This window comes from Kibdelosporangium aridum, assembly GCF_900176515.1.
In the GTDB taxonomy this organism is placed as follows: Bacteria; Actinomycetota; Actinomycetes; order Mycobacteriales; family Pseudonocardiaceae; genus Kibdelosporangium; species Kibdelosporangium aridum.
In genome coordinates, this window is sequence record NZ_FWXV01000008.1 from 271492 (window position 1) to 294542 (window position 23051).

The following is a 23051-nucleotide window of genomic DNA, read 5'->3' on the forward strand; positions in this document are numbered from 1 at the left end:
AGGAGGCTCCGAATGTCCACAATCACCACAGCCGCGGTCGTGGAGTCCCCTGGCGCGGGTTTCACCTTGTCCCAGGTGGAACTGGCCGACTTGCGTGCCGACGAGGTGCTGGTCCGGATGGTCGCGGCGGGCATCTGTCACACCGACCTCAGTGTCGCCAAGGGTGCGTTGCCGTTCCCGATGCCCGCCGTTCTCGGGCACGAGGGCGCAGGGATCGTCGAGGCGGTCGGCGCGTCGGTGACACGAGTCCGGCCAGGCGATCAGGTTTTGCTCAGCTACACCTCGTGCGGCCGGTGCGCGAGTTGTCATGACGGGCACCCCGCCTATTGCGAGACGTGGTTGCCCGCCAATCTCATCGGCGGTCGTCGCCTCGACGGCTCGGCCACGATTTCGCGTGCCGGCAGCGAAGTCGGCGGGCACTTCTTCGGCCAGTCCAGCTTCGCGCGGCACGCGATCGCCGACGAACGCGGAGTCGTCAAAGTCGGCCCCGGCGCGCCGCTTGATGTCCTGGCTCCCCTCGGTTGCGGCGTGATGACCGGTACTGGTGCGGTGTGGAACGTACTCAGGCCCCGTCCGGGCTCCACAGTGCTCATAACGGGTGCCGGGGCGGTCGGATTGTCCGCGGTGATGGCTGCGACGATGACACCCGCGACGAGGATCATTGTCGCGGACCGGATCGCGGACAGGTTGCGGCTGGCCAGTGAGCTCGGCGCGACGGACACGATCGACACGACGAAGCGCGATCTGGCCGATGAGGTCGGCCGGTTGACGGGCGACCATGGCGTGGACGGTGCCGTGGAGACCACCGGGAGCGCCGACGTGCTCCGTACGTCCATCGGCACGCTCGCCGTGCGCGGCACGGCGGTCATCGTGGGCGCCCCCGCGTTCGGCACCGAAGTGCCCGTCGACGTCAACTTCATGCTCCCCGGCAGGCACGTGGTGGGGCTGACGCTCGGGGACGCGGAGATCGAGTCCCTCGTGCCGGTGTTGGCAGGTCTGGTGATCGCGGGACGGCTGCCGGTCCACCGGCTGGTCACGCACTACCGGTTCGACCAGATCGGCCAGGCCGTCGAGGACGTCCTCGCCGGTGCGACGATCAAGCCTGTGCTGCGGTTCGACCCGCCAGTGAACGGCTGATGCCGCGGGCGGCCGCCCGCACCAGCGGAGCCAGCGCGCTGGGTTGGGCGTTGTCCGCCCGCACCACAAGGGAAACCGCGGCGACCACCGCGCCATCCGCGTCGTGGATCGGTGCTGCGACAGACAGAGCGTCCACAGTGACCTGCCCGTCGCTCACGGCATACCCGCAGCGGCGCACGTCGGCCAGAACCTCCCTCAGCCGCACCGGATCGGTGATCGTCTTGCGACTGTAGGCCTGCAGTGGCGCGGAAAGCATCTCCTCCTGGACATCGGCAGGTGCGTGCGCGAGCAGTACCATGCCGACTCCGGTGGCGTGCAAGGCGAACCGGCCGCCGACCCTGGTCAGCACAGGCACGGCGGCGCGACCGGCGATCCGCTCGACGAACACCACTTCGAGCCCTTCGCGGACGGCGAGCTGGACGTTCTCGTGGCTGACCTCGTAGAGGTCCTCAAGGAACGGCAACGCGGCCTCGCGCAGGACGAGTCCGCGCGGCGCCAGCGAAGCCACCTCCCACAAACGCAGTCCAATGTGGAAACGACCGTCCGGGCCGCGCTCCAACGCGCCCCACTCGACCAGTTCGAGCGCACGACGGTGCGCGGTCGGCAGCGACAGCCCGGCGCGCCGGGCCAGTTCGCTGAGCGTCAGTTCGGGCGACGCCGGGGTGAAGGCGTCAAGCAGGGCAAGGACCTTGCTCGTGACCGATCTGCCGCTCATCGTCCGCCCTCATAAGTCCAGCACCAGTTTGGGGCCGCATGCCCGTGAAACGCAGATCATCATTGTGTCGCCCGCGGCCCGTTCTGTCTCGGTGAGCAACGAGTCGCGATGGTCCGGCATGCCGTCCAGCACCACGGTCTCACAGGTCCCGCACGTGCCTTCCCGGCAGGACGAGAGCACCTGCACGCCCGCGTCCTCGACGACGGACAGGATCGACTGGTCCGCGGGCACGAGGAGTGTCCGGCCGGACTGGGCCAGTTCGACCTCGAAAGCGGTGCGCTGCGCAGTGTCCACCTTGGCGGTGAATCGTTCGACACGCAAGGCCCCGGTCGGCCACGAGGCACAGTGCCGCTCCACGGCGGCGAGCAACGGTTCCGGCCCACAGCAGTACACCAAGGTCTCCGGATCGGGTTCGGCCAACAGCGAGGCCAGGTCCAGCAGTCCGGTCTCGTCCTGGGGCCGGATGCTGACCCGATCGCCGTGCTCACGGATCAGCCTGTCCAGGAACGCCATCGAGCGGCGCGTGCGGCCGCCGTACACCAAAGTCCAGTCCGTGCCCTGCTTTTCGGCAGCGGTCAACATCGGCATGATCGGGGTGATGCCGATACCGCCCGCGATGAACAGGTAGCGTTTCGCTTCCACCAAAGGGAAGTGGTTGCGCGGACCGTCGATGCCCAGCCGGTCGCCGACCCGCAACTGTCCGTGCACGTGCCGTGAACCGCCCCGGCCGTCCGGTTCGTGCAGGACAGCGACCCGCAAGTCCGATCGGTCGTCCGGATCGCCGCACAACGAGTACTGCCGGACCATATCCGGGCCCAGCAGAAGATCGACATGCGCCCCCGGCTCCCACTCCGGCAAGGCATTCCCTTCGGGATGGCGGAGGGTCAAGCAGACCACGCCCTCGGCGATGATCTCCTTGTCCGCCACCACGACGTCGAATGTCATCGCGGTTCCCCCACGCGGTGCCCACCCGAGTGGTCGAGCAGCCAGTCCCACAACTCAACGGGATCGCACGCTTCCCGTTGAGTGCCGCAATGGCACACACCGACCAGGATGTCGCTGCCCGGCTGCCAGTGGATCCGGTACACCGTGCCGGTTGTTTCCGTCATGCCTGAGCCATCCGGCGCAGAATCCGGCGCGCCGCGAGGCCGCCGGCGTCGATGTTGATCGACAGCTCCTGGTAGCCCTCCGGTTCGGTCTGGATCACTCGTTCGAGGATGTCCAGTGCTCGCACGTCCTGCAGCACCACGGTCCGGTTGCTCTCCCGCAGGAATTCCGACACACCTTCGTCGTCGAGGGCGAAATCCCTTGCCACGGCCCAGAAATCGTGGGTGCTGTGCTCGGTCTCCGGAGTGATCGCGTACACCACCTCGACGTGGAACCCGTTGGGGTCCGAGCCGTCGGCTTGCGGCAGCACGCCGGCCGGCGCGACCCGGCTGTGCAGCAGGTAAAGGCACGGCGGGTGGTACTCGATGTCCTGCCACCGGGTGATCCGTCCGTCGATCCCGGTCGACTTGGCGTAGAACGGCGGGCATTCGGCGTCGGCCATGCGCCTGCTGACCCGGATGATCCCGGCATCCTCGTCCACCTCGGTGGTGATCGGAGTGGCCGCCACCTCGGGTGTGCCGATGTACCCGCCGTGCAGGTAAGTCTCGTGCGACAGGTCGAGCAGGTTGTCCACAAGCAAGCCATAGCGCGCCGCCAGCGGCTCCATCCCGCACACGGTGGTGTACGCCGGATCAGCCAGCCAAGGCGCGCGGGGGATCAACGAATCGTCCGCCCGATCCGGGTCGCCGATCCACACCCAGACAAAGGAATCCCGCTCCACCACGGGGTAGGCCTGCACTCGGGCGGTGCGCGGAATCCTTGCCTGGCCGGGAACGAACACACAGGTTCCGGCGCTGTCGTAAGTGAAGCCGTGATAGCCACAGACGATCGTGTCGCCGTCGAGCCTGCTCTCCGACAAAGGATAACGCCGGTGGACACAACGGTCCGCCAACGCCACCACCACGCCGTCCGTACTGCGGTAGAACACCAACGGCTCGCCGAGAACCGTTCTGGAGAACAGCTCCCGGCCGATCTCGTGGCCGTACGCGGCGACGTACCAGTGGTCACGAACGAAGGCTGTCATGAGTGGCTACCTCCAGACCGGCAATGGCTGTCCGGCAAGCATCAGCCACGGCATCGCCAACGCCGGAGCGTGGTTTTCACTCAGTGAAAGACTTTTCGCGCCTGAGGCGGCGCGTGTGCAACCGGTGAGCGCATGGTTTGTAGCCTGCCTGCCACCGAGCGTGGCATCCTGGAACGCGCGCGAGCGAAAGCATCAACTGCTGCCTGGGGAGCTGGGATGGCTGAGTTGCGGCGGTATCGAACGGTGGTGTCCGACAGCGCACTGTGGGCCGGCTTCGAGTTCCGGACCGGGGACGTGGTGATCAGCACGCCGGCGAAGTGCGGTACGACCTGGATGCAGATGTTGTGCGCGATGCTGATTTTCGACACCGCCGAGCTCCACCGCCCGCTCACCGAGATCTCCCCATGGCTGGACGCGGTTACCTATGACACCGCCGCGATCCTGGCTGAACTCGAGAGCCAGCAGCACCGGCGCTTCATCAAGACGCACACACCGCTTGACGGCTTACCGTTCGAGGCCGGGGTGACATACATCTGCGTCGGGCGTGATCCGCGCGACGCCATGCTGTCGTTCGAGCACGCCGCAGCCAACATCCATCCTGACGCCATCACCTCCGGCGGCCTCGACCCGCAGGTCAGCCAGCCGCCCTCGGAAGACCCGCTCGAGCGGTTCTGGTTGTGGGCAGATGCTGAATTCACGCCCGAATCATCGACATTCGGCGTGACCCTGGCCAACCTCGTCCACCATGTGCGGACGTTCTGGGAGCGCCGCGACGATCCGCAAGTGGCGCTGTTCCACTACGCGGACCTCAAAGCCGACCTGCCTGGCCAGTTGCGGCGTCTGGCCACCGTGCTGTCCATCGAGGCCAGCGAGCAGCGGCTCGAACAACTCGCCGCTGCGGCGACGTTCGACCGGATGCGCAAGCGGGCCGACGAGCTGGCGCCTGGCGTCGACGCGAAACTGTGGCGCAGCAACACGAACTTCTTCCGCTCCGGCACCAGCGGCCAGTGGCACGACCTGCTCGACCCGGCTGCTGTCGAGCGTTACACCGGACGCGTGGCCGAACTCGCGCCGCCCGAACTCGCCAAGTGGCTCCATACGGGCTGGTCAGGACTTCGTTGAAGGAGTGACCGACACTGGATCGGCGGCATGCCGCGGCAAACACACCGTCGGCAGGTCGAACCAACGGAGTTCGTCAAAGCTGCGCGACACGTGTGCCTGTCCACGGACATTGGACCTGTCGGCGGCGGCGAATACGCGTGTGGCGTCATCGAGATACCCAGCAAGTGCGTCCTCACCTACCGGCGCAGGGCACTGCGCGGGATCGACGTCGTACCGCATGTCGGCCAGCCGCAACTGGGGTTCAGTCGCGCGGTGGTGGCTCCACTGACCGCTCGACGGGTCGAAGCGGTAGTCGCTCAGCAACTTCCACCCGTCGTTGGCCACACGGTGCACCGCTTCGATCACGTAGTCGACGACCGTGTCGGACATCGCGTAGTTGAAGCTCACCCGGACCCAGCCAGGTTTGATCCCTTCCCTGCCTGCGAGGATCTCGTGCTCGAAGCGCCGGGAGAGATCCGGGCCGATACCGAGCAGGCGATGACCGTAGGGCCCCGCGCATGAGCAGCCGCCACGGACCTGAATACCGAACAGGTCGCTGAGCAACGTCACCACGTAGTTGTGGTGCAGCCGTTTGTCGTCTGGGCCTCGTACCATCAGCGAAACTATCGCGAGTCTGCCAGCGTCGAGGTTGCCGAGGACTTCCAGATTCGGGTTGGTGGACCAGGAATCGAGTGCGCGCCGCAGGAACGTCTGCTCCCGGTCGTGGATGACCTGCGAGCCGACCGCTTGCTGCAGGCCGAACACCAGTCCGGCACGAATCGACTCGACGATCGCGGGTGTGCCGCCTTCCTCCCGGTGCGCGGCATCACTGATGTAGTGGTGATCGGTCGTGCTGACATAGTTCACGGTCCCGCCACCGGGCACGCTGGGAACCCGATTGCGCAGCAACTCCCGGCGCACCACCAGCACACCGGGTGTGCCAGGGCCGCCGAGGAACTTGTGCGGAGAAATGAACACCGCGTCCTTATAGGACAGTTGGTGCTGCTCGCACCGGTCGTACATATGGATACTGCCGTGGGGCGCTGCGGCTGCGTAGTCCCAGAACGCGAGCGCGCCGTGCTGGTGCAGCAGGTGAGAGATCCGGTGGGCGTCAGTGACGATTCCGGTCACGTTGGACGCCGCGGAGAACGCTCCGATCTTCAGGGGCCTGTCCGCGTACCGGACCAGCGCGTCCCGCAGAACCGTTTGCGAGGGCTGGCCATCCGCGTCCTCCGGAATGGTCACGACCTCACAGATGGACTCCCGCCACAGCAGTTCGTTCGAGTGGTGCTCGAACGGCCCGAGGAACACCACCGGCCGCGCCTGCGCGGGGATCAGGTCGGTCAGTTGGAACCGGTCCTGCAGCGCGGCCGGAACGCGTAGTCCGAGGATGTCGATCAGCTTGCTGATGGCGCCGGTAGTCCCTGATCCGCTGAAGATCACCACGGTGTCCTCGTCGCCGCCTACGGCATCCCGGATCACGCGACGGGCATCTTCCCGCAATGCGTTGGTTTGCGCCGCTGTGGCCGAGGAGTCGTTGTGGGTGTTGGCATACCAGGGCAGCACCTGATCACGGATGTAGTCTTCGATGAACCCCAGCGCCCGTCCGGACGCGGTGTAGTCCGCGTAGGTCACCCGACGCGGCCCGTAGGGCCCGGCGGTCGGCTGGCCATCGCCGATGATCGACCGCCGTACCCGGCGGACCAGCGCGTTTTCCGTCATCGGCCCATGATGGGTTCTCTGGCCCGCGCGCCACAGAGGAAGCAGGGCAGACCTTGATGTACGCCTGGTCTTTCGTCGCGTCGTCGTGCTGTCAGCGGCGCCTGGGACGCGGTTCGTCCACTATGGACGATGAATGTCCCATTCATCGGGATGGCACGGTTCGGTGCGAAAGACAATTCACCGGACAGACGTACCACGCCACATGGACGATCGGACTTTCCTGCTGGTTCGCTGTTGGGGATGACCCTGCCAACCCCAGTCGACGGGAGTTGATCAACGGTGCCCAGAATTCGTCAAATCGGTGCGCTCATAGCGGCGGTCGCACTGATGACCGGCGGGACCACGGCCACAGCCGGCACGTCGAACGCGCTCGCGAAGACCGGACCGATCTCCGTGGCCTACGTCGAAGTGAACAACAACAGCATGCTGAACGTGGGCAAGTACACGCTGGCCAACGGCAGCGGCAACGTGTTCGACGTCGGTGTGATCTTCGCGGCCAACATCAACTACGACGTCGCGAAGAAGTCGGCGTACCTGTACTTCAACCCGAATGTGCAGCGTGTGCTGGACAACGTGGCCACGCAGGTCCGCCCGCTGCAGGCCAAGGGGATCAAGGTGACGCTGTCGATCCTGGGCAACCACCAGGGCGCTGGATTCGCAAACTTCCCGACCAAACAGGCCGCCGAGGCCTTCGCGAAGCAGTTGTCCGACACTGTGGCCAAGTATGGCTTGGACGGCATCGACTTTGACGACGAATACGCGGAATACGGCAGGAACGGCACCGGCCAGCCCAACGCGAGTTCCTTCGTCTACCTAGTCTCGGCGTTGCGTGCGGCGATGCCCAACAAACTCATCACCCTGTACAACATCGGCCCGTCGGCGTCACGGTTGTCGTATGGGGGTGTCAACATCGCGTCGAAGTTCGACTACGCCTGGAACCCTTATTACGGCACGTGGGGCGTGCCTAACATCGGCCTCCCCAAGTCCAGGCTCTCACCAGCGGCCGTCCAGATCAGCGCGACGCCCAGCAGCACCGCCGCCAGCCTCGCGCGGCGAACGGTGAGCGAGGGCTACGGCGTGTACCTGACCTACAACCTCGGTGCTTCCGACGTGCACACCTATATTTCCGCCTTCACCAGGGAGCTTTACGGTACCGACGCCCGTTACACCGGGTAGTCGGCCGCCGGGGCCAGTCCATTTCGGACTGGCCCCTTCGATGGCCGGGCTCAGTGGCGGCCCCGCAGGATCTCGGCCACTCGGGCACGCACCTGCGGTAGTTTCGGGGCCAGCTTGGTCCCGGGGCATTCCGTGGTGGCATCCCAATCCCGATGGACGGCCATCGTCGGCACGGTCTTGGCGAAGCCGTTGATCGGGTTGACGTAGTCGGTCGTGCCCAGTGGGTCGAGGCCGATGCGCTTGCAGAGCACCGCGGCGGTCCGGGCCAGGCTTTCCAGGGCCGCCGCGGTGGGCTCCACCTCGCTGAGGTTGCCGAGCAGGCAGATGCCGATGTTGGCGGCGTTGTAGCCCACCACGTGACCGGCGTTGACGGCGTTGAGGGAAGTGGCTGTGTCGAACACGGGCACGCAGTCCGTGCCGGAGTACCTGCCCTCGAAGACGGTCCCGTCGCGCCCGATCAGCAGCTGGTAGCCGATGTCGCCCCAGCCGTTGTCGACGGCGTGCAGCTGGTAGATGTTCCGGACACGCTGGGCCGGGTCGTCGCCGGTCCCGCCGCCCTCGTGATGCACGGTCAGCGTCTGCGCCTTGAAGTACGCAAGTGGCCAGATCTCCTGGCCGTCCTTGAAGCGCAGGTCCTCGTTCGCGCCCCAGCCCGCCCTGGTGCGCACCTTCACCGCGAGGTTCCCGCCACGCAACTCGGTGACCGACCCGCGTGGTGCCGCCTGCGCGGTCCCGGCCCATGCCAGCGTGCCTGCGACGGCAGCGGAGCCGACGAGCAGCGAACGGCGTGTGATCATGAAATCTCTCCCCTTCGTGACGGGTACCTGTCCGGCGTGCCAAGGATGGCCGGAAAACCCCGCCGTTGTCTCCGAAACGCTCATCGCCAACGGGTGAAGTGACGTATTACCGCCGTTCGGAGGGTTCAGCGGTGGCTGAAACGGGGTTGGCGCTTGGGAGAAAACCGCAAGGTGGGTTTGCCATTCTGCGGGCGTGTGGGGCTTCAGAAGTCGGCCCGGTGCCTGTGGCATGCGCTTTCGGACCAAACGCGCGCGGGCCTGGGCCGCGGCAGGTGTGGCCGTGATGTCGTTGGCCGGTGTGGTTGTCGGCGGGATGGACAGGGCGCACGAGGCGCCGCGAGTGCGGTTGCACGGCGGCTCGGCGTGGCTGGCGTCCAGCAAGGCCGGGCAGTTGACCCTGCTTGACGGTGCCTCTGCCGAGGTGGCGGCGCGGGTGGATGTCGCGGCACCCGGCACTCCGATCCACGCGTCCCAGCTGGGACCGACGGGTTATGCCCTCAACAAGTCGGACGGAACCGTGGTGCGTGTGGACGGCGCGACGCTGCTGCCTTCCCGTCCGTCGAAGCCGTTGGCAGGTGATGTCCTTCCCACGTCCCAAGCGTTGTATGCGTTGGATTCCGGTCGTGGGCTGTTGACGCCGGTCGATCCGGTTACGCTGACGCCCCGCGGTGCGCCGTTTTCCCTTGCGGCGAAGGTCTCTCCAGACGGGACCATTGTGGACAGCGTCGGGCGGTTGTGGATTCTCGATCGCGCGACTGGTGATCTGACTTGGTTCACCCCCGAAAAGGGACACACCAGGGCGGCGGCGAGCACAGCGGACAGAGCTCGGCTCACGGTGACCGATGGCCGTCCGGCGTTGCTGGATCTGGCGCGCCGCACGGCGGAACTGCTCGATCCGGATGACGGCTCGGTACAGGAATCGGCCCGCGTGGACCTCCGGCCGGACGACGCGGTCGAGGTCACCGGTTCAGCACAGCAGCAGCGGATACTGATCTCGGTCGCGTCCCGTGGGCTGCTCATGGTTTGTTCGTTTGGCGCGGACTCTTGCGCGGCCCCGATCCCCTTGGGGACCGGGAAGGCGGAGCTTGGCGCGGCGATCGAGACGGACAACCACGCGGTCGTGCCCGACTACGGTAATGGGCAGGTCTGGATCATTGACCTGGGGGCGATGCGTGTGGTCGCACGACGGCAGTTGTTCGACCGTCCGGTGCGTTTCGAGTTGCTGACCCGCGATGGCGTGGTGTTCTACAACGACCCGGACAGCGACCAGGCAGGCGTTCTCGATCTCGATGGTGGCGTGCGCGCCGTGTCGAAGTACAACCCGGTAAAACCGGGATCGGGTCCCGTCCGGGGCGAATTGGACAGCCCGAGCACTCGGCGGCAGCCACCATCCACGGGCGGCCCGCTCCGCCCCGGCACCGTGCCTCCGGTTGAGGGGGCCGGCGACTCCGCACACCAGCCACCCCCACCGGCGATCGTCCTGCCACAGGTCGACATCGTCCTCAAGCCCAGCGACAGGGGAGTGGTCGGCGAGGAGTTCGAGCTCACGGCTGTTGCCCGCGGTCCCGCCGGCCTGGCCAGTGCCCGCTGGACCTTCGGCGATGGCACGCAGGCCACCGGGCTCAGTGTCCGCCACTCGTGGGATCGTCCTGGCGAGTTCCAGATCCACCTCGCCGCGACGACGGATACTGGCGTGTCCGCCCCAGTCGCCATCGAGACCGTGACGATCGAGCCCGTGGGCACTCCACCCCGCATCGCCGCACTGACCATCAACCCCGCCACTCCGAAGGTCGGTGAATCCGTGCGCTTCGGCGCACAGGTCACCGGCCAACGCCCAGACCGCTGGGAATGGATGATCACCAGCGATCGGGGGAGTGTGGGCCGTTCGACCCGGCGGGAGTTCCAGCACACCTTCACAGCACCAGGCACCTACACCGCGACGTTGGCAGTGACGGCAAGTGGTGTGCGCGTCGAGAAATCCCAGCAGCTGACAGTCGAGCGTGCAGCGTGCCAGTGGAAAGTGGAGAAAATCAAAACACTCGCGGGATTCGGCCCGGCCAACTTCGATGTCCGTGGTACGGACAGCAACGGCAACTACTCGGGTAATGTCACCGCCTCGGCAACCCAGTCGATCTTGGTAGTGCTGTGGACCAACGGCGAACCGCGCATTGCCCGCGAATTCGCCGACTTCCAGTACGCGCACGTCGCCGACGAGAACTCAGCAGGCACGATATTGGTGAACGCCGAGGATCCTCGGACGGGTAGACAAGGCGTGTTCCTGTTCACCGGCGGTCACACCGGCAACGGCACAATCACTCAGCTACTTCCGCGCAACGGGTACGAGGCCCGCTCCGGGACCGCGCTCAACGACCGCGGTGACGTGCTGGTATGGGGAACGCGCAGCAGCGACGGGCGTGGTTTCACGATGCTCTGGCCGGCAGTTGGCGATCCGATCGTTACTGACACCACGGTCGGGGATGGCATCGACCTGGACGAGGACGGGACAGTACTGCTGTACGACGACATGGGACATCCCGGGTACCTGTGGCGAGCCGGTCAGATCATTCCGTTGGAAAGCAACGGCTTGATCGGGCACATGGCAGGCATTCGTGCCGGCAAGGCCATCCGTACGCAGTACCAAGGACCGGGTACGGACGTCCATTCCGTGCTTTATGAGAGCCCAGACGATCCACGGCCGATCGAGGTTCGTGGCACTGCGGAGGCGATCAACGCCAATGGGCTGATCGCTGGGCACAGAGACTCGTACGAGGGGCCGCCCGCAGTATGGCGCAACACTGCGTTCCTGGCCGAACTTCCGTTGCCGGACGGCGCCACTGAAATCACTGGCAACACCTTTGTCGTCGGTGATGACGAGGTGATCTACGCCAGCGCCGCCAACTACGGGCCGGTCAAGTGGACTTGTTCGTAGTGCATCGGCAGGATACTGCTACGTAACGACTCAGGGTACTTGCGCATAGCGGGCGAAGTTCGGGGGTAAGCAGCCGGTGACCGCACCGAGAATTCCTGGGGTTGCGGTCACCCTCGTCGGTCAAACAGTTGGCCGGCGAGGGCCCCATGAACTGGGATGCCCGCCGTCGAACGCCGGAAACGCAGTCACAAGCAGCCGTGCCTGGCGGACTGAACCCGTGGGTCTCGTTCCTCTTGGACAAGCCGGTGCCGCTCACCCCGGATGATGGAGTGAGCGGCACCGTGTCGCGATCCGGCTCGCGAGCCCGAGACATCCCGAACCGCGGCCCATGGCCTTCACGGCGGATCCATTATGGACAGCTGGGCTGTCGATGGCTGTGTTGTCAAGGGGACGTGGTCGGGTTACTCGGGTTTGGTGTCGTCTGGGGGTGACGCAGTGCGCGGTTGTTGCGCGGTTCGGTGCGGGTCTTGGCGTCGTCGATCTTACGGATCAGGCCATTGCGGACTTCGTTGAGCGCTACCGCCAGGCTCTGCGCCGAGGAGGTGGTCACCAGGTGCAGCCGGGTGGCGCGGCGGATCCAGCATTCCAGCGTGACTCGCTGATCCACGCCGTCGCGATCCTTGAGACTGATTTCCAGGTCGACCTGTTCGTCGCGGAAGGACCGCAGTCTCGGCTCGAGCGCGGCAAGGCGTTGGATGATCCAGTCGCGTTCGGACACATGGAATCCGGTGACAATGCGGAGTCGCTGGGCGATCACGGTGGGATCTTCCGGAGTTCCGGTCATGTGCTGCGCCTTTCTGTGCTGCCACACGCTCGGCGCGATGTTCGGTTGCCCGCCGAACGAAACGCCATTGCTGGCAGGGATGTATTCACCGGCGGGGGTGTGCGCTGGAGGGGCCCGTCAGCGTCGGTGACAAGCAGGTCCGAGATCATCTCGGCGCTCCCGCCTCTGGCCGGACTCGCCGGCCGGTCTTGTGCGCCCAAGGTGGCCCGGCTTGAGTGCCGGTGCTCGACATCCCTCAGTACTGCTCAGTATACGCTGAGATGGGCATCCATCGGCGGTTGCCGTGCACAGCTTGTCGTGTAAGGCTTCTGCGTCCGGTACCGCGTTTTCACGCGATCGTCCATAAAGGACTTTTGAGATCCCGGTACCATGAAACCGAATCGCGTTGGACACAATGGACAGGTCAGCCAGTGGACCGCTGGCGGCACTCTTGGCCGGATCCTTTTCACCGTAATCGACCGATCATGGCCGCCGAGGTGTACTGTCGGAGGTGTCGAAAGCACTTTGTATGCGAGCGGTCAAGCTCGCGTCGTTTTCGGCGACGCCCGCACCGGCCGGGTTTTCGCGGCTGTGGACGGGAGTACTGGCATGATGTCGGGACCGCGCACGCGCATCACCACTCCTCTGGCCACATTGGTCACCGAGCCGCCTCGGCACACCTTGCTTTTGAGGTTGAAGCCGAAGGCCCCGGGACAGAGCGGACCTATATGACCTATGAGCAAGGCAGATTTGCCCGAGCCGCTGCCTCGGCGCGGAATGCGGAACAGACGCGGTACTCAAGCGCGCAACCTGGGGCCGCGGATGACGCCCTGCCCAAGCCCTCCGTGCGCAGTTTCGCAGCGATGACCGAGCAGAAGAGGTGGCTGCGGATCGGGTGCGCCTTCGACTACCGGGCCGAGATCGAGACGCCCACGGTGTTCCAGGTGCAGCCCAGCGGCGGTGGTGATGTGCGTGTGGCCGGCGAGCAGTGGTCGATGCAGCCCGACGTACCGATGCGCCACTACCGCGACCTCTACGGCAATCCGTGCACGCGAGTGGTGCTGCCGATCGGCCGATCGAGCCTGCAGTACCAGGCATTCGCCGAGGTGCTGGATGTCGCCGACGACGTAGCCGAGGACGCGGCGGAAGTTCCACCGGACATGTTGCCGGATGACGTCCTTCTCTACACTCTGCCGAGCAGGTACTGCCTACCTGACATGCTCGGCGACGAGGCGTGGTCCCGGTTCGGCTCGGCCAGACCTGGATACAGTCGCGTTCGGCAGATCTGCGCGCACGTGCATGGTCACCTGAGTTTTCGATATGGCAGTTCCACTGCGATGTCCACCGCCGCGGATGTCAACGCGTCGGGGTTCGGTGTGTGCCGGGACTTCACCCACTTGGCGATTTCGTTCTGCCGTGCGTTGAACATTCCGGCGCGCTACGTGTTCGGTTACCTGCCGGACATGGATACCGATCCGGATCCGGCGCCGATGGACTTCGCGGCCTGGATGGAGGTGTGGCTGGCCGGGCGCTGGTGGACCTTCGATCCCCGCAACAACGAGCCTCGCAAGGGACGGGTACCGATCGGTCGCGGCAGGGATGCCGCCGATGTCGCGATGGCCACCACATTCGGCGGTCCCCATCTGGAGGCGATGCGGGTCATCGCGGAGGAATGTGATCGGCCGGCCTGACCGGCACGCCCGATGATCACCGGCCGCGCTGCTGTGTTCCTACTTCTCTGGGTTGACGTCAGGGATCGCCTCGGACGCGGAGCCGGTGACATCTTGTGCCGCGCCGGTCGCGGTGCCGGTGAGGTCTTGTGCCGCGCCGGTCGCGGTGCCGGTGAGGTCTTGTGCCGCGCCGGTTGCGGTGCCGGTGAGGTCTTGTGCCGCGCCGGTTGCGGTATCGGTTGCTCCCTGCGCCGTGTCGGTGAGGTTGCCAGCGGATTCCGTCAGCTCGGTGACCTTGTCGGTGGCGCCGGACAAGAGCTCGCTGATCTTTTCCTTGACGATGTCGAACAGACCCATGACGTTGACCTCTCGAGTCGGGACTTCGGCACGAACATGCGCGTGACTGTCTCGGATGAGCAGGTCTCGGCCCGGCTAGGCGGCAGATGCCCCGGTTCATCACCAACTGACACATACTGTCATAAAACGGACACTACGTGTGCAGTTCGTCGCTGCGCCGAGTTGCTCTACGCGGATGTTGCGGGCAGCGCGAACTTGATGTAAACGTTTACAGTGCACGAGGCTTCGGACCGCCGCCCGCTGCCGACTCCAGTGGTCGACAAGGAGGGCACATGAAGAAGTCCCAGATCACAGCGCTGCTGCTTGCTGTGTTCCTAGTGGCCGTGCCACAGGGTGCATCCGCGGTACCGATCGCGGCCACGGAAGTCGCGACGTCGCTGCGCGTGCCGTGGGCCGTGGCATTCCTTCCCGACAAGAGCGCCTTGGTCGCTGAGCGGGACACGGGGCGGATCCTGTCGATCAAGGGCGGTACCGTGCGCGAGGTCGCCAAGATCTCCGGCGTGCAGGTCAACGGTGAGGGCGGGTTGTTGGGGATCGCGGTGTCGCCGAAGTACACGACCGACCGATACATCTACGTGTACTACACGACTGAGTTGGACAACCGAATTGTGCGGCTGCGTCTTGGCGAGTCACCGAAGGTGATCGTCAAAGGTATCCCAGTGGCCGGAGCGCAGATCGGCGGGCGGCTGGCGTTCGGCCCGGACGGTTTCCTGTACGCCGGTACTGGCGATGCCGCCAACAGTGACAGTGCTCAGGACCCGAAGTCGTTGGGCGGCAAGATCTTGCGGATGACGCCGGACGGCAAGCCCGCTCCGGGCAACCCGTTCAGGTCATTGGTCTATTCCATGGGACACCGCAACGTGCAGGGCCTGGCGTGGGACGCCAAGGGGCGGATGTACGCCTCCGAACTCGGTCAGCAAGACCTCGACGAGGTGAATCTGATTCAGGCCGGCAAGAACTACGGCTGGCCGGAGTGCGAAGGCCCGTGCACCAACAAGAAGTACGTCAACCCACTGGTGACATGGGCGGTCGACCAAGCGTCGCCGAGTGGGATCGCGGTCTACAAGGGCAATCTGTACGTGACCGCGTTGCGCGGCGAGCGACTGTGGAAGTCCAAGATCAAGACCGACGGCACTCTGGCCAAGCCAGAGGCGATTCTCAAAGGCACGTACGGACGGTTGCGTGAGGCCGTGGTCGCGCCGGACGGAAAGTTGTGGATCGCGACGACGAACCGGGACGGCAACGGGGGCACGCCGCGTCCGACGGATGATCGGATCATCAGCACTGACGGCTGAATGGCTGTCCGATCCGGACATGCCGCCAACCATCAGGCCTGGTCGACGTTGTGAATCTCGGCCTCAATGGTGGTGTCGTCGCCGTGACCAGTCTTCACCACCGTGTCTCCGGGCAGGGTGAGCAGCCGCGACCGGATGGAGTTCAGGATCGTCGGTTTGTCGCTGTACGAGCGTCCGGTCGCCCCAGGCCCGCCGCAGAACAGCGTGTCACCGGTGAAGACGGTGCCGAGATCCGGTGTGAGCAGGCAGGTGCTGCCCGGCGAGTGCCCCGGCGTGTGCAACGCGGTCAGCGTCGTGCCCGCGACGGTGAACTGTGTGTCCTCGGCGAGGTCGCCGTCGGGCGCCGCGGCCGGGTGGACGACATCCCAGAGCATCCGGTCCGCGGGGTTCAACCAGATCGGTGCGCCCGTCATCTCTCGCAGGTCCACCGCGGCGGTGATGTGGTCGTTGTGTCCGTGGGTGAGCACGATCGCCTTCACCCGGCGACCACCGATCGCCGCGACAATGGGGTCGGCGTCGTGCGGTGCGTCGATGATCAACACTTCGTTGTCGTCGCCGACCAGCCAGACGTTGTTGTCGACGTCGAAGTGCTGACCATCCAGGCTGAAAGTGCCGGAGATGACGGTTTTCTCGATCCGCGCGACGGTCATGGCTCGACTCCGGGTTCGCTGGTTGTCATTGCGTTCGTTCGCCCGTCGGGCACTACGGCCGAACATCGAGGCCCGCGAACGCCTCAACAGCATTGATACACGCCACCAGGACCGCTGTGATCACCAGGTGGCCTGCGACTGCAGCTCGTGTCAGGGACGGCGACGGTGAGATCCAGGAACCGGGTCAGCAGGATGGCCAGTGCCATCCGCAGTTCCGTGCTGGCCATTTGGGCGCCGGGGCAGAACTGTCGTGGCCCCGTCGAATGGGTCACGGAAGAGACCGTCGCGCGAGATGCGGTGGTCAACGACCGGATAGTTCGTCTCGCGCGGGTTGTAGGTGTACGGATGGCTGAACAGGTCCGGCGTGAGAACGGCGCCGGATGTGGTTGAAGTGCTGATGCTTGTCCTTTCAGGACCTTGAGTTTCCTCTGTCACCGGTCACACCGGCACGGCTGCGTCGAGCAGCGGCGGGGGACACGGACTCGAGGGAAAATATGCGAACTACAACTTATTCAACTCTAGTGGCTCTGCGTTTGTTCCCGCCAGCGGACTGCGACGTGTGTCGCAGGGGTCTGCATCGGCTTGACGCTGCGGCGGCCATGATCGTCTTCGGGATCGAGGCGGTACAGCCGCTGAAGGCGTATCGTGTGGAGTTGTCGAGAGCATTTCGTGCGCAGATATTCGAGTTTGCGCCGTCCTCGGTTCTCTCACATCGGTCGCGAGGCGGCCAGGACGGAGCACTGACGTCATGTCAGTCTCATCCACACCGATCATTCCACCGCTCAACCCGTCGCGTGAGCGGACCCGGTTGCGGCTCAAGCCCGCGGGGTCGATCAGCGGTTACGTCGACGGCGCCTGGTGGCCGCGATCGCGGGATCTGGCCGCGGAGCTGCCTGCTCTCGCCGAGGTGCTCAGTGTCCGGCTCGGGGTGGTGTGGCGGGTGGTGTACGCCCTGACCTCGTGGGAGCCCGCGCCACGCCGGATCCGGCTCGACGGTCGTGACGTCCGTTTGGAGGGATTCCGGTCGCAGGACGGCAACGTCATCAGCGTCATCGCTTCGGACCGGCGGCGTATCCGCCTGCTGGTGATCCCCCAGGACATGACCGAGGTGGCCAGTCATGACGCGATGATGGCGGCCGCTGGCCGCGACAACTCAGACAGCCCGACGATGATTCTGGCCCTGGACAACCGCCATCCCGGTGAGCCGTCGGCGTGAATACATTCGGAGAGACTAGAATGACGCAACTTGTAGGCAAACCCGTGTCCGAATGGACACATCACGCGGCTGAACGGGCGCATGGCATCAACGACGACGTGCGTGAACGGATTCACCTGGCTGGCGACGCCTTGCTCGGGCGTCGGCCACGACGCAACTGGCTGGAGACTGTCGGCATACTCATGCTGGGTATCGCTGTCGGCGTGCTAGTCGCTTTCGCCACTCTCCGTCGTACACCTCCGCCGCCGGAGCCGGCCATCACCGACAACGAAGACGAGGCGCCGCAACCGGCGTCGGCAGTGCCGCTCGAGACAGCAAGGGCAAATCGATCCCGCTAGACCGGGCGTACCTCTCTGTCTATTGAGGACATTGACAAGAAGAACCTCATGACCACAACCCGGCCACCCGTATCGGTCCGCCGACGACTTCCGGGTGAGGTGCTGCGGACGGAAGTGCCGGATGAACCCCGTTGGCGTAGCATCCACTTGATCGCTGTTTGCTCTAGACCCTGGTGACGTCGCTGTCAGCGCGTGTCAGTCGTGCTCGTCGCTGATCGCCGTTCCCTGGCCGAACCCGGCGAGCTACCCGAGGGAGCCGCGCAGTGAGAGTAGGGATCCTCGATCTTCTGGGTCCGCCGGTGCGGCGTCCGGTGGATCTCGGCTATCAGCTGTTGATCACCAAGCAGTACGCGAGCATCACCCCGCAGGCCATCTCGGTGTGGTGCCGCCGAATGGGGCATGAGACCTTCTACGCCACCTATTACGGCGTGGGCAAACCGCATCGCCTGTTGCCCGCTGACCTGGACGTGGTGTTCATCTCCTGCTACACGCAAGTCAGCCATCTCGCGTACGCGCTGGCGAAGCTCTATCGCGGTGCCGGTGTCCGCACGGTGATCGGCGGCCCGCACGCCAAGGCGTTCCCGGTGGACTGTCTGCGTTTCTTCGACCTGGTCGTGGGGGAGTGCGACCCGCCGCTGGTCGCCGACATCCTGGCCGGGGACTTCGATCCGGGCACCTTGGTCTCGGCCCGCCAGCCGTTCGACGACGTGCCGGCCGTCGAGGAACGGATGCCCGAAATCCGCTCGTCGGCGTTTTTCTGGGGCCGCAAGCCGCTGCTGCTGTCGGCGGTGCCGATGCTCGCGAGCATGGGCTGCCCGTACCGATGTGACTTCTGCATCGATTGGAACAGCACCTACCGGGCACTGCCCGCGGAGCGGCTCAGCGCCGACCTGCGCTACCTTTCCCGGCACCTGCCAGGCACGCTCACCGTGTTCCACGACCCGAACTTCGCGGTGAAGTTCGACGAGGTCTTCGAGACCCTGGAGGCCCAGCCGCCTGGCCAACGGCCGCCGTACATCATCGAGAGCTCGCTCACCGTGTTGCGCGGCGACCGGCCGCGTCGCCTGAAGGAAACGAACTGCGCGATGGTCGCGCCGGGTGTCGAGTCGTGGACCGACTACTCGAACAAGGCCGGCGTCGGCCGTACCGGCGGGGTTGCGAAGGTCGACCGGGTCGCCGCGCACTTCGCGCAACTGGCCGAGAACGTGCCGTACCTGCAGGCGAACTTCATGTTCGGTCTCGACACAGATCAGGGTGACGAACCGGTCGAGCTGACGAAACGGTTCATGGACCTGGCCCCGTTCGCCTTTCCGACGATCAACATCCCCGTACCGTTCGGCGGTACCCCGCTGCACGACGAACTCGCCGCGAACGGACGGATCCTCTCCGCCATGCCGTTCAGCTTCTACTACGCGCCCTATCTGGTGACCACCATCAAAAACTACGACCCGATCACCTATTACGAGAAACTCATCGAGCTTTACTCGCACGCCGCATCCCCCACGATGCTGCGTCGACGGCTGCGCACCACATCCAATCGCGCCGTCGGATACGTTCACCGGGCACGCACAGCGGGTTTCCGTTCCGACATCATGAGCTTCCGGCGGATTCTGGGAATGCTGCGATCAGACCCGGCGTTTCTGGCGTTCCACGAGGGCAGAACCGCCACCCTGCCGGGGTTCTACCGCCATATCAGCGAGCGCATGCTGGGCCGCTACGGTGAACTGCTGTCGCCCGCCGACCGGACCCCCGACCTCTCACCGGCTGACCACCAGCCACACCACTTCACCACCAAAAAGCGGTAAGGCGCGGGCTATGGATGCCCGCGCTCGGACGTGACGGTACGTGCCGGCGTGAGGGCTCTGGCGCCGAGCGCTGACGCCGTGACCAACAGCGCGGGCAGCAACAGCGCGGCTGCCAGACCGACGTAGTCTGCGAGACCGCCGACGGCGTCCTTGATCGCGGGTATACAAGCGGCCCAATTGGCGAAGACGAACCCGGTCAGTCTCGTCATCGAAGGCCATTTGGCACGTGATGCTGAGCCCTTCGTCCCTGCTTGAGGAATGCCAGGGCGGGAAACCTCGGTAATGAGGTGATATCACCATGAGTACGAACTCTTCCGAACGGCCCGCACGCAAGCGCTGGCAATGGATCGCCGTGGCCGCGACAGTTCTGCTGATCGTGGCGACCGCGGTCTTCGTGGTCGTCCTGACCGGTGATCGGCGTGATCAAGGCGTCGCTCCGCCCGGCACGCCGATCGCTGGTTCGAGCACGGTGTCGCCACCGGCCTCGACGACGGTGTCCGCGTCGACGACGAGCACCATGTCCTCGCCGATCGAGGGTTACCAGATGCTGTATCCGTTTGCCAGTGTCGCTGATGCGAAGCAATGGCAGGCCAGTTACCGGCAAGGCGGTCACCAGCCGTGGCATCTCGACGCCGGGATGACCGCCCTGTCGTTCACCCAGGCCTACCTCGGGTACACCACCATCGACCGGATCACGAGTACGACGGTGGCCGGTTCGCAGGCCTGGATCGGTGTCGGATACGCCCTGCCCGACGGTGGTACCAGCACTGCCGCGACGGTCCACCTCGTGAAGACAGGCACTGATGAAGACTCGCCGTGGGAGGCCGTCGGCACGCGGGACAAGGTGTTGACGCTCACGCAGCCCGCCTACGGTTCGACGGTCACATCGCCCGTCGCAGTCGGTGGCCGGATCACCGGCGTCGACGAGAGCCTGGACGTGCAGGTACTGGCCGGCAAGCGGATCGGCGGGACCAGCATGATCCCGGCAGGCGGCACGAACGTGGCATGGCAGGCGAATGTGTCGTTCACCGCTGCAGAAGGCACAACGCTGACCATCGCCGTGGCGACCGGCGGACACGTCGCGGACGTCGAGTTGTTCGCGATCACTGGTGTGCGCACCGGCTCCCAGCCGCAGTAGTAGTCACCGCGCGAGGTGTAGCCCAGGTTCTCGACCGGCTCAGGTTTCCCGCGGTGCGGGAAACCGGCGACAATACCGGTCGTGCTGGCGTGGATGGCTGCTGAATCCACTGTGGATTTACCCGGCTGCACTGACGCCCACGGCTTGTGGAACGGCCGGCACGGGCTGGCAGCTGGTCTTGTTGTCCAAAGTAGATAGTAGTGGTCTTGGCCGGCCGGCGACTCGTGTCCAGTCTGAAGCGGCCGTGTGACTTGGGTCCTTTGAGGTTTCGGACTGTGTGGTTCCGGGCATACGGTGAACTGGCTGAGGACGGAAACTGGCAGGGTGGACGTATGGGTGGCAGGTCGCGGGTGGTGGATGGGTTGCTGCCGCCGGACACCGTGATTGGCGACGGACGTTACCGGTTGCTGGAACCCGTCGGCGCGGACGAACGGGACGGCGCGCAGTTGTGGCGGGCGCGCGACGGCAAGCTCGACCGAGATGTCGCATTGACCGTTCTGACTGGTGATTCCTCGGGCCCTGACACTGTGCGGCACACGTTGCAGCGTGCCGCGTCTGTGTCCCGCTTAGTGCATCCCGGCGTGGCGCCAGTGCTGAACGTGTTGAGCGTCGGTGATGGCGTGGCTCGCGGCGAGGGCATCGTGGGCATCATCGCCGCCGAATGGACCCGGGGCACGGGCATGACTGACGTGGTCGCACGGGAGCCAGTCACACCGGTCCATGCCTGTCTGCTGCTTGAACCCCTCGCTGACGCGATGGACCGGGCTCATCGACGCGGTGTGGTGCTCGGCGTGGGACACCCGCTGCGCATCCGGGTCACTCCTGCGGGCACGCTACGGCTGGCGTTTCCCGGCCCACCGGCGGGAGCAACCCTGACCGACGACGTGCGCGGCCTCGGCACGATCCTGTACTTCCTGCTGACCGGCAGTTGGCCAGTGCCGGGCGGCCCACTCGTCTCGCCTCGGGAGTTGCAGCCGGAGGTCCCGGTCGACCTGTCCGAGATCGCGATCCGCAGTATCGCCGACGTCAGTGCCGGCGGCATCCGTACCAGTGACAGCATCCTTCGGGTTCTCCGGTTGGTGTCCGAGAACGCCGAACGCGCCACCACGCTCGCCGCGCTGCCCGACGACAACGAAAACACCCCTGACGTCGAGAAGGACGGCGCGGTCTGGATCACGAAACCGCCAGTCAACGACGCCGCACGGCGCAAGAAGGTGGCCATCGCCGCCGCGGTGCTCGTGCTCATCTCGATAGGTGTGATTGTGTGGGTCGGCGCCACCGTGATCGGTATGTTCCTCTGAGAAATCCACGGAACAGCGGATGACCACACCAGCCCCCTCTCCACAATGGACATAGGGCTGCGGAAGTACCGACGGCTCGGCGCCACCTCCTACCGCTACCGCGATGAGACGGTCCGGATTCCATCGGGCCAGGCTCGGCACGCTTGAAGCGATGTCTGGTCGAGTAAGCCGTGTGTGCATGCGTGGGTGGCTGTCGAGTGCGTTCAACGCGAACGCGGCTGTGGCCGTTGCCTGCCGATTCAAGCGAAAACCAAGAAGTTGCCCCGTTCGGCCGGGCACGTTGTGGCGAAGTGACCCGGCGCGGGCCACAACAAGTGGGCCACGCCGGTTGATGTTACGAATGATTGACAGTTTCGAGAGGGGAATGTCATGTCGTTCAAATCAGTAATGGCCGGCGTCGCGGTTATGGCGACAACGGCGGCAATGTCGATTGCTCCGCAGGCTCACGGAGCTCAAACTGCTGCCGGGAACGGTGACGTTCTACCCGCCGTGCAAGTGCCTCAGCCGGACAGCAGAGTCGACCGAGGTATTCGAATCTTCCGCGAGTACACGGGAACGGGATACAAGATCTGGGCCGAGGTGGCAGACCGGCACAGCGCCTTCTACGGGCATTTTCATCTGTGGGGTCCGGGATTGGATGTCAACGCCCCAGCGCATGGTGAGGCGTTCTGGAAGTTCGAACAGGACACAAGTGAATATCATGGATCCGGGAACGGTTGGGCGTGCGCTGAAGGCTGGCGGTGGACCGACCGCTGGGAGTCAATGGGACGGCCGTGCATCCCGGTTTAGCAAGGTGCCCGGCCGGACGGG

General features: G+C 65.4%; 22 protein-coding genes. 11 read left to right on the plus strand and 11 right to left on the minus strand.

The genetic code is table 11. From position 1 onward, the window contains the following. Positions 1-12: 12 nt before the first annotated feature. A complete protein-coding gene (locus B9C43_RS37115) occupies positions 13-1137 on the plus strand; it encodes an NAD(P)-dependent alcohol dehydrogenase (protein WP_084431508.1) in 1125 nt (374 codons plus the stop codon). On the opposite strand, the gene B9C43_RS37120 is transcribed toward B9C43_RS37115, so the two are convergent. Genes B9C43_RS37120 through B9C43_RS37130 form a run of 4 tightly spaced genes read right to left on the minus strand, consistent with a single transcriptional unit; the run spans position 1097 to position 3983 of the window. Further along, positions 1097-1852 carry an IclR family transcriptional regulator gene (locus tag B9C43_RS37120; protein ID WP_033384769.1) on the minus strand — a complete coding sequence of 252 codons (756 nt, stop codon included), beginning with the start codon at positions 1850-1852 and terminating at the stop codon, positions 1097-1099. The genes B9C43_RS37115 and B9C43_RS37120 overlap by 41 nt on opposite strands. 9 nt (positions 1853-1861) lie before the next feature. Continuing rightward, positions 1862-2797, minus strand: a complete 936-nt coding sequence (locus B9C43_RS37125) for a PDR/VanB family oxidoreductase (protein WP_084431510.1) — start codon at positions 2795-2797, stop codon at positions 1862-1864. Continuing rightward, positions 2794-2961 (minus strand): hypothetical protein, encoded by a 168-nt coding sequence (locus B9C43_RS57810; RefSeq protein ID WP_200825866.1) that lies wholly within the window; start codon positions 2959-2961, stop codon positions 2794-2796. Before B9C43_RS57810 ends, B9C43_RS37125 begins: the two co-directional genes overlap by 4 nt. Further along, positions 2958-3983: an aromatic ring-hydroxylating dioxygenase subunit alpha gene (locus tag B9C43_RS37130; protein WP_084431512.1), complete on the minus strand. Its 1026-nt coding sequence runs from the start codon at positions 3981-3983 to the stop codon at positions 2958-2960. The genes B9C43_RS57810 and B9C43_RS37130 overlap by 4 nt, the downstream gene beginning before the upstream one ends. A gap of 216 nt (positions 3984-4199) precedes the next feature. On the opposite strand from B9C43_RS37130, the gene B9C43_RS37135 reads away from it, so the two are divergent. After that, on the plus strand, positions 4200-5105 hold the full coding sequence (locus B9C43_RS37135) for a sulfotransferase domain-containing protein (RefSeq protein ID WP_160096947.1): 906 nt from the start codon (positions 4200-4202) through the stop codon (positions 5103-5105). On the opposite strand, the gene B9C43_RS37140 is transcribed toward B9C43_RS37135, so the two are convergent. Next, a complete protein-coding gene (locus B9C43_RS37140; RefSeq protein ID WP_084431516.1) occupies positions 5091-6806 on the minus strand; it encodes an aminotransferase class V-fold PLP-dependent enzyme in 1716 nt (571 codons plus the stop codon). The two genes, B9C43_RS37135 and B9C43_RS37140, sit on opposite strands and share 15 nt — an antisense overlap. A gap of 279 nt (positions 6807-7085) precedes the next feature. Here B9C43_RS37140 and B9C43_RS37145 point away from each other — a divergent pair, with 279 nt between their 5' ends. Beyond that, positions 7086-7982 (plus strand): endo-beta-N-acetylglucosaminidase H, encoded by an 897-nt coding sequence (locus tag B9C43_RS37145; protein WP_084431518.1) that lies wholly within the window; start codon positions 7086-7088, stop codon positions 7980-7982. 50 nt (positions 7983-8032) lie between these two features. On the opposite strand, the gene B9C43_RS37150 is transcribed toward B9C43_RS37145, so the two are convergent. Further along, positions 8033-8779 (minus strand): peptidoglycan recognition protein family protein, encoded by a 747-nt coding sequence (locus tag B9C43_RS37150; protein ID WP_160096949.1) that lies wholly within the window; start codon positions 8777-8779, stop codon positions 8033-8035. A 229-nt stretch (positions 8780-9008) separates the two neighbouring features. Between B9C43_RS37150 and B9C43_RS37155 the strand changes: the two genes are divergently transcribed. Next, positions 9009-11708: a PKD domain-containing protein gene (locus B9C43_RS37155; protein ID WP_084431522.1), complete on the plus strand. Its 2700-nt coding sequence runs from the start codon at positions 9009-9011 to the stop codon at positions 11706-11708. 382 nt (positions 11709-12090) lie between these two features. Here B9C43_RS37155 and B9C43_RS37160 read toward each other — a convergent pair whose 3' ends face one another. Then, the gene (locus tag B9C43_RS37160; protein ID WP_084431523.1) at positions 12091-12492 is read right to left on the minus strand and encodes a Fis family transcriptional regulator; all 402 of its coding nucleotides are present in this window, start codon (positions 12490-12492) and stop codon (positions 12091-12093) included. A gap of 842 nt (positions 12493-13334) precedes the next feature. Here B9C43_RS37160 and B9C43_RS37165 point away from each other — a divergent pair. Further along, complete coding sequence (locus B9C43_RS37165) at positions 13335-14162, plus strand: transglutaminase-like domain-containing protein (protein WP_084431926.1); 828 nt, start codon at positions 13335-13337, stop codon at positions 14160-14162. 39 nt (positions 14163-14201) lie between these two features. Here the strand turns inward: B9C43_RS37165 and B9C43_RS37170 are convergent, their stop codons facing one another. Continuing rightward, positions 14202-14498 carry a hypothetical protein gene (locus tag B9C43_RS37170; RefSeq protein WP_084431525.1) on the minus strand — a complete coding sequence of 99 codons (297 nt, stop codon included), beginning with the start codon at positions 14496-14498 and terminating at the stop codon, positions 14202-14204. A 272-nt stretch (positions 14499-14770) separates the two neighbouring features. Here B9C43_RS37170 and B9C43_RS37175 point away from each other — a divergent pair, with 272 nt between their 5' ends. Next, positions 14771-15793, plus strand: coding sequence for a PQQ-dependent sugar dehydrogenase (locus tag B9C43_RS37175; RefSeq protein WP_084431527.1), 1023 nt, complete (start codon positions 14771-14773; stop codon positions 15791-15793). 32 nt (positions 15794-15825) lie between these two features. Here the strand turns inward: B9C43_RS37175 and B9C43_RS37180 are convergent, their stop codons facing one another. Continuing rightward, entirely contained in the window at positions 15826-16443 is a 618-nt protein-coding gene (locus tag B9C43_RS37180; RefSeq protein WP_033384754.1) for an MBL fold metallo-hydrolase, read from the minus strand. A gap of 83 nt (positions 16444-16526) precedes the next feature. Continuing rightward, entirely contained in the window at positions 16527-16715 is a 189-nt protein-coding gene (locus B9C43_RS55945) for a hypothetical protein (RefSeq protein ID WP_143446866.1), read from the minus strand. 476 nt (positions 16716-17191) lie between these two features. On the opposite strand from B9C43_RS55945, the gene B9C43_RS37185 reads away from it, so the two are divergent. The 3 genes from B9C43_RS37185 (at position 17192) to B9C43_RS37195 (ending at position 19802) form a co-directional block, all read left to right on the plus strand. Continuing rightward, entirely contained in the window at positions 17192-17659 is a 468-nt protein-coding gene (locus tag B9C43_RS37185) for a DUF5994 family protein (RefSeq protein ID WP_084431529.1), read from the plus strand. Positions 17660-17679: 20 nt separating this feature from the next. Further along, on the plus strand, positions 17680-17997 hold the full coding sequence (locus tag B9C43_RS37190) for a hypothetical protein (protein WP_143446867.1): 318 nt from the start codon (positions 17680-17682) through the stop codon (positions 17995-17997). Between the two features lie 263 nt (positions 17998-18260). Then, positions 18261-19802 (plus strand): B12-binding domain-containing radical SAM protein, encoded by a 1542-nt coding sequence (locus tag B9C43_RS37195; protein ID WP_084431533.1) that lies wholly within the window; start codon positions 18261-18263, stop codon positions 19800-19802. Positions 19803-19810: 8 nt separating this feature from the next. Here the strand turns inward: B9C43_RS37195 and B9C43_RS37200 are convergent, their stop codons facing one another. Beyond that, positions 19811-20011 (minus strand): hypothetical protein, encoded by a 201-nt coding sequence (locus B9C43_RS37200; protein WP_084431535.1) that lies wholly within the window; start codon positions 20009-20011, stop codon positions 19811-19813. Positions 20012-20100: 89 nt separating this feature from the next. Between B9C43_RS37200 and B9C43_RS37205 the strand changes: the two genes are divergently transcribed. Continuing rightward, entirely contained in the window at positions 20101-20940 is an 840-nt protein-coding gene (locus B9C43_RS37205) for a hypothetical protein (RefSeq protein ID WP_200825867.1), read from the plus strand. A gap of 332 nt (positions 20941-21272) precedes the next feature. Next, positions 21273-22241, plus strand: coding sequence for a protein kinase family protein (locus tag B9C43_RS37210; protein ID WP_084431537.1), 969 nt, complete (start codon positions 21273-21275; stop codon positions 22239-22241). Positions 22242-23051 lie beyond the last annotated feature (810 nt).

Coding starts and splice junctions, on each gene's coding strand:
- B9C43_RS37200 (WP_084431535.1), bottom strand. CDS start 20,011: ATGACGAGACTGACCGGGTTCGTCTTCGCCAATTGGGCCGCTTGTATA.
- B9C43_RS37135 (WP_160096947.1), top strand. CDS start 4,200: ATGGCTGAGTTGCGGCGGTATCGAACGGTGGTGTCCGACAGCGCACTG.
- B9C43_RS37155 (WP_084431522.1), top strand. CDS start 9,009: ATGCGCTTTCGGACCAAACGCGCGCGGGCCTGGGCCGCGGCAGGTGTG.
- B9C43_RS37165 (WP_084431926.1), top strand. CDS start 13,335: ATGACCGAGCAGAAGAGGTGGCTGCGGATCGGGTGCGCCTTCGACTAC.
- B9C43_RS57810 (WP_200825866.1), bottom strand. CDS start 2,961: ATGACGGAAACAACCGGCACGGTGTACCGGATCCACTGGCAGCCGGGC.
- B9C43_RS37185 (WP_084431529.1), top strand. CDS start 17,192: ATGTCAGTCTCATCCACACCGATCATTCCACCGCTCAACCCGTCGCGT.
- B9C43_RS37190 (WP_143446867.1), top strand. CDS start 17,680: ATGACGCAACTTGTAGGCAAACCCGTGTCCGAATGGACACATCACGCG.
- B9C43_RS37115 (WP_084431508.1), top strand. CDS start 13: ATGTCCACAATCACCACAGCCGCGGTCGTGGAGTCCCCTGGCGCGGGT.
- B9C43_RS37160 (WP_084431523.1), bottom strand. CDS start 12,492: ATGACCGGAACTCCGGAAGATCCCACCGTGATCGCCCAGCGACTCCGC.
- B9C43_RS37140 (WP_084431516.1), bottom strand. CDS start 6,806: ATGACGGAAAACGCGCTGGTCCGCCGGGTACGGCGGTCGATCATCGGC.
- B9C43_RS37175 (WP_084431527.1), top strand. CDS start 14,771: ATGAAGAAGTCCCAGATCACAGCGCTGCTGCTTGCTGTGTTCCTAGTG.
- B9C43_RS37170 (WP_084431525.1), bottom strand. CDS start 14,498: ATGGGTCTGTTCGACATCGTCAAGGAAAAGATCAGCGAGCTCTTGTCC.
- B9C43_RS37180 (WP_033384754.1), bottom strand. CDS start 16,443: ATGACCGTCGCGCGGATCGAGAAAACCGTCATCTCCGGCACTTTCAGC.
- B9C43_RS37210 (WP_084431537.1), top strand. CDS start 21,273: ATGGGTGGCAGGTCGCGGGTGGTGGATGGGTTGCTGCCGCCGGACACC.
- B9C43_RS37120 (WP_033384769.1), bottom strand. CDS start 1,852: ATGAGCGGCAGATCGGTCACGAGCAAGGTCCTTGCCCTGCTTGACGCC.
- B9C43_RS37205 (WP_200825867.1), top strand. CDS start 20,101: ATGAGTACGAACTCTTCCGAACGGCCCGCACGCAAGCGCTGGCAATGG.
- B9C43_RS37130 (WP_084431512.1), bottom strand. CDS start 3,983: ATGACAGCCTTCGTTCGTGACCACTGGTACGTCGCCGCGTACGGCCAC.
- B9C43_RS37125 (WP_084431510.1), bottom strand. CDS start 2,797: ATGACATTCGACGTCGTGGTGGCGGACAAGGAGATCATCGCCGAGGGC.
- B9C43_RS37150 (WP_160096949.1), bottom strand. CDS start 8,779: ATGATCACACGCCGTTCGCTGCTCGTCGGCTCCGCTGCCGTCGCAGGC.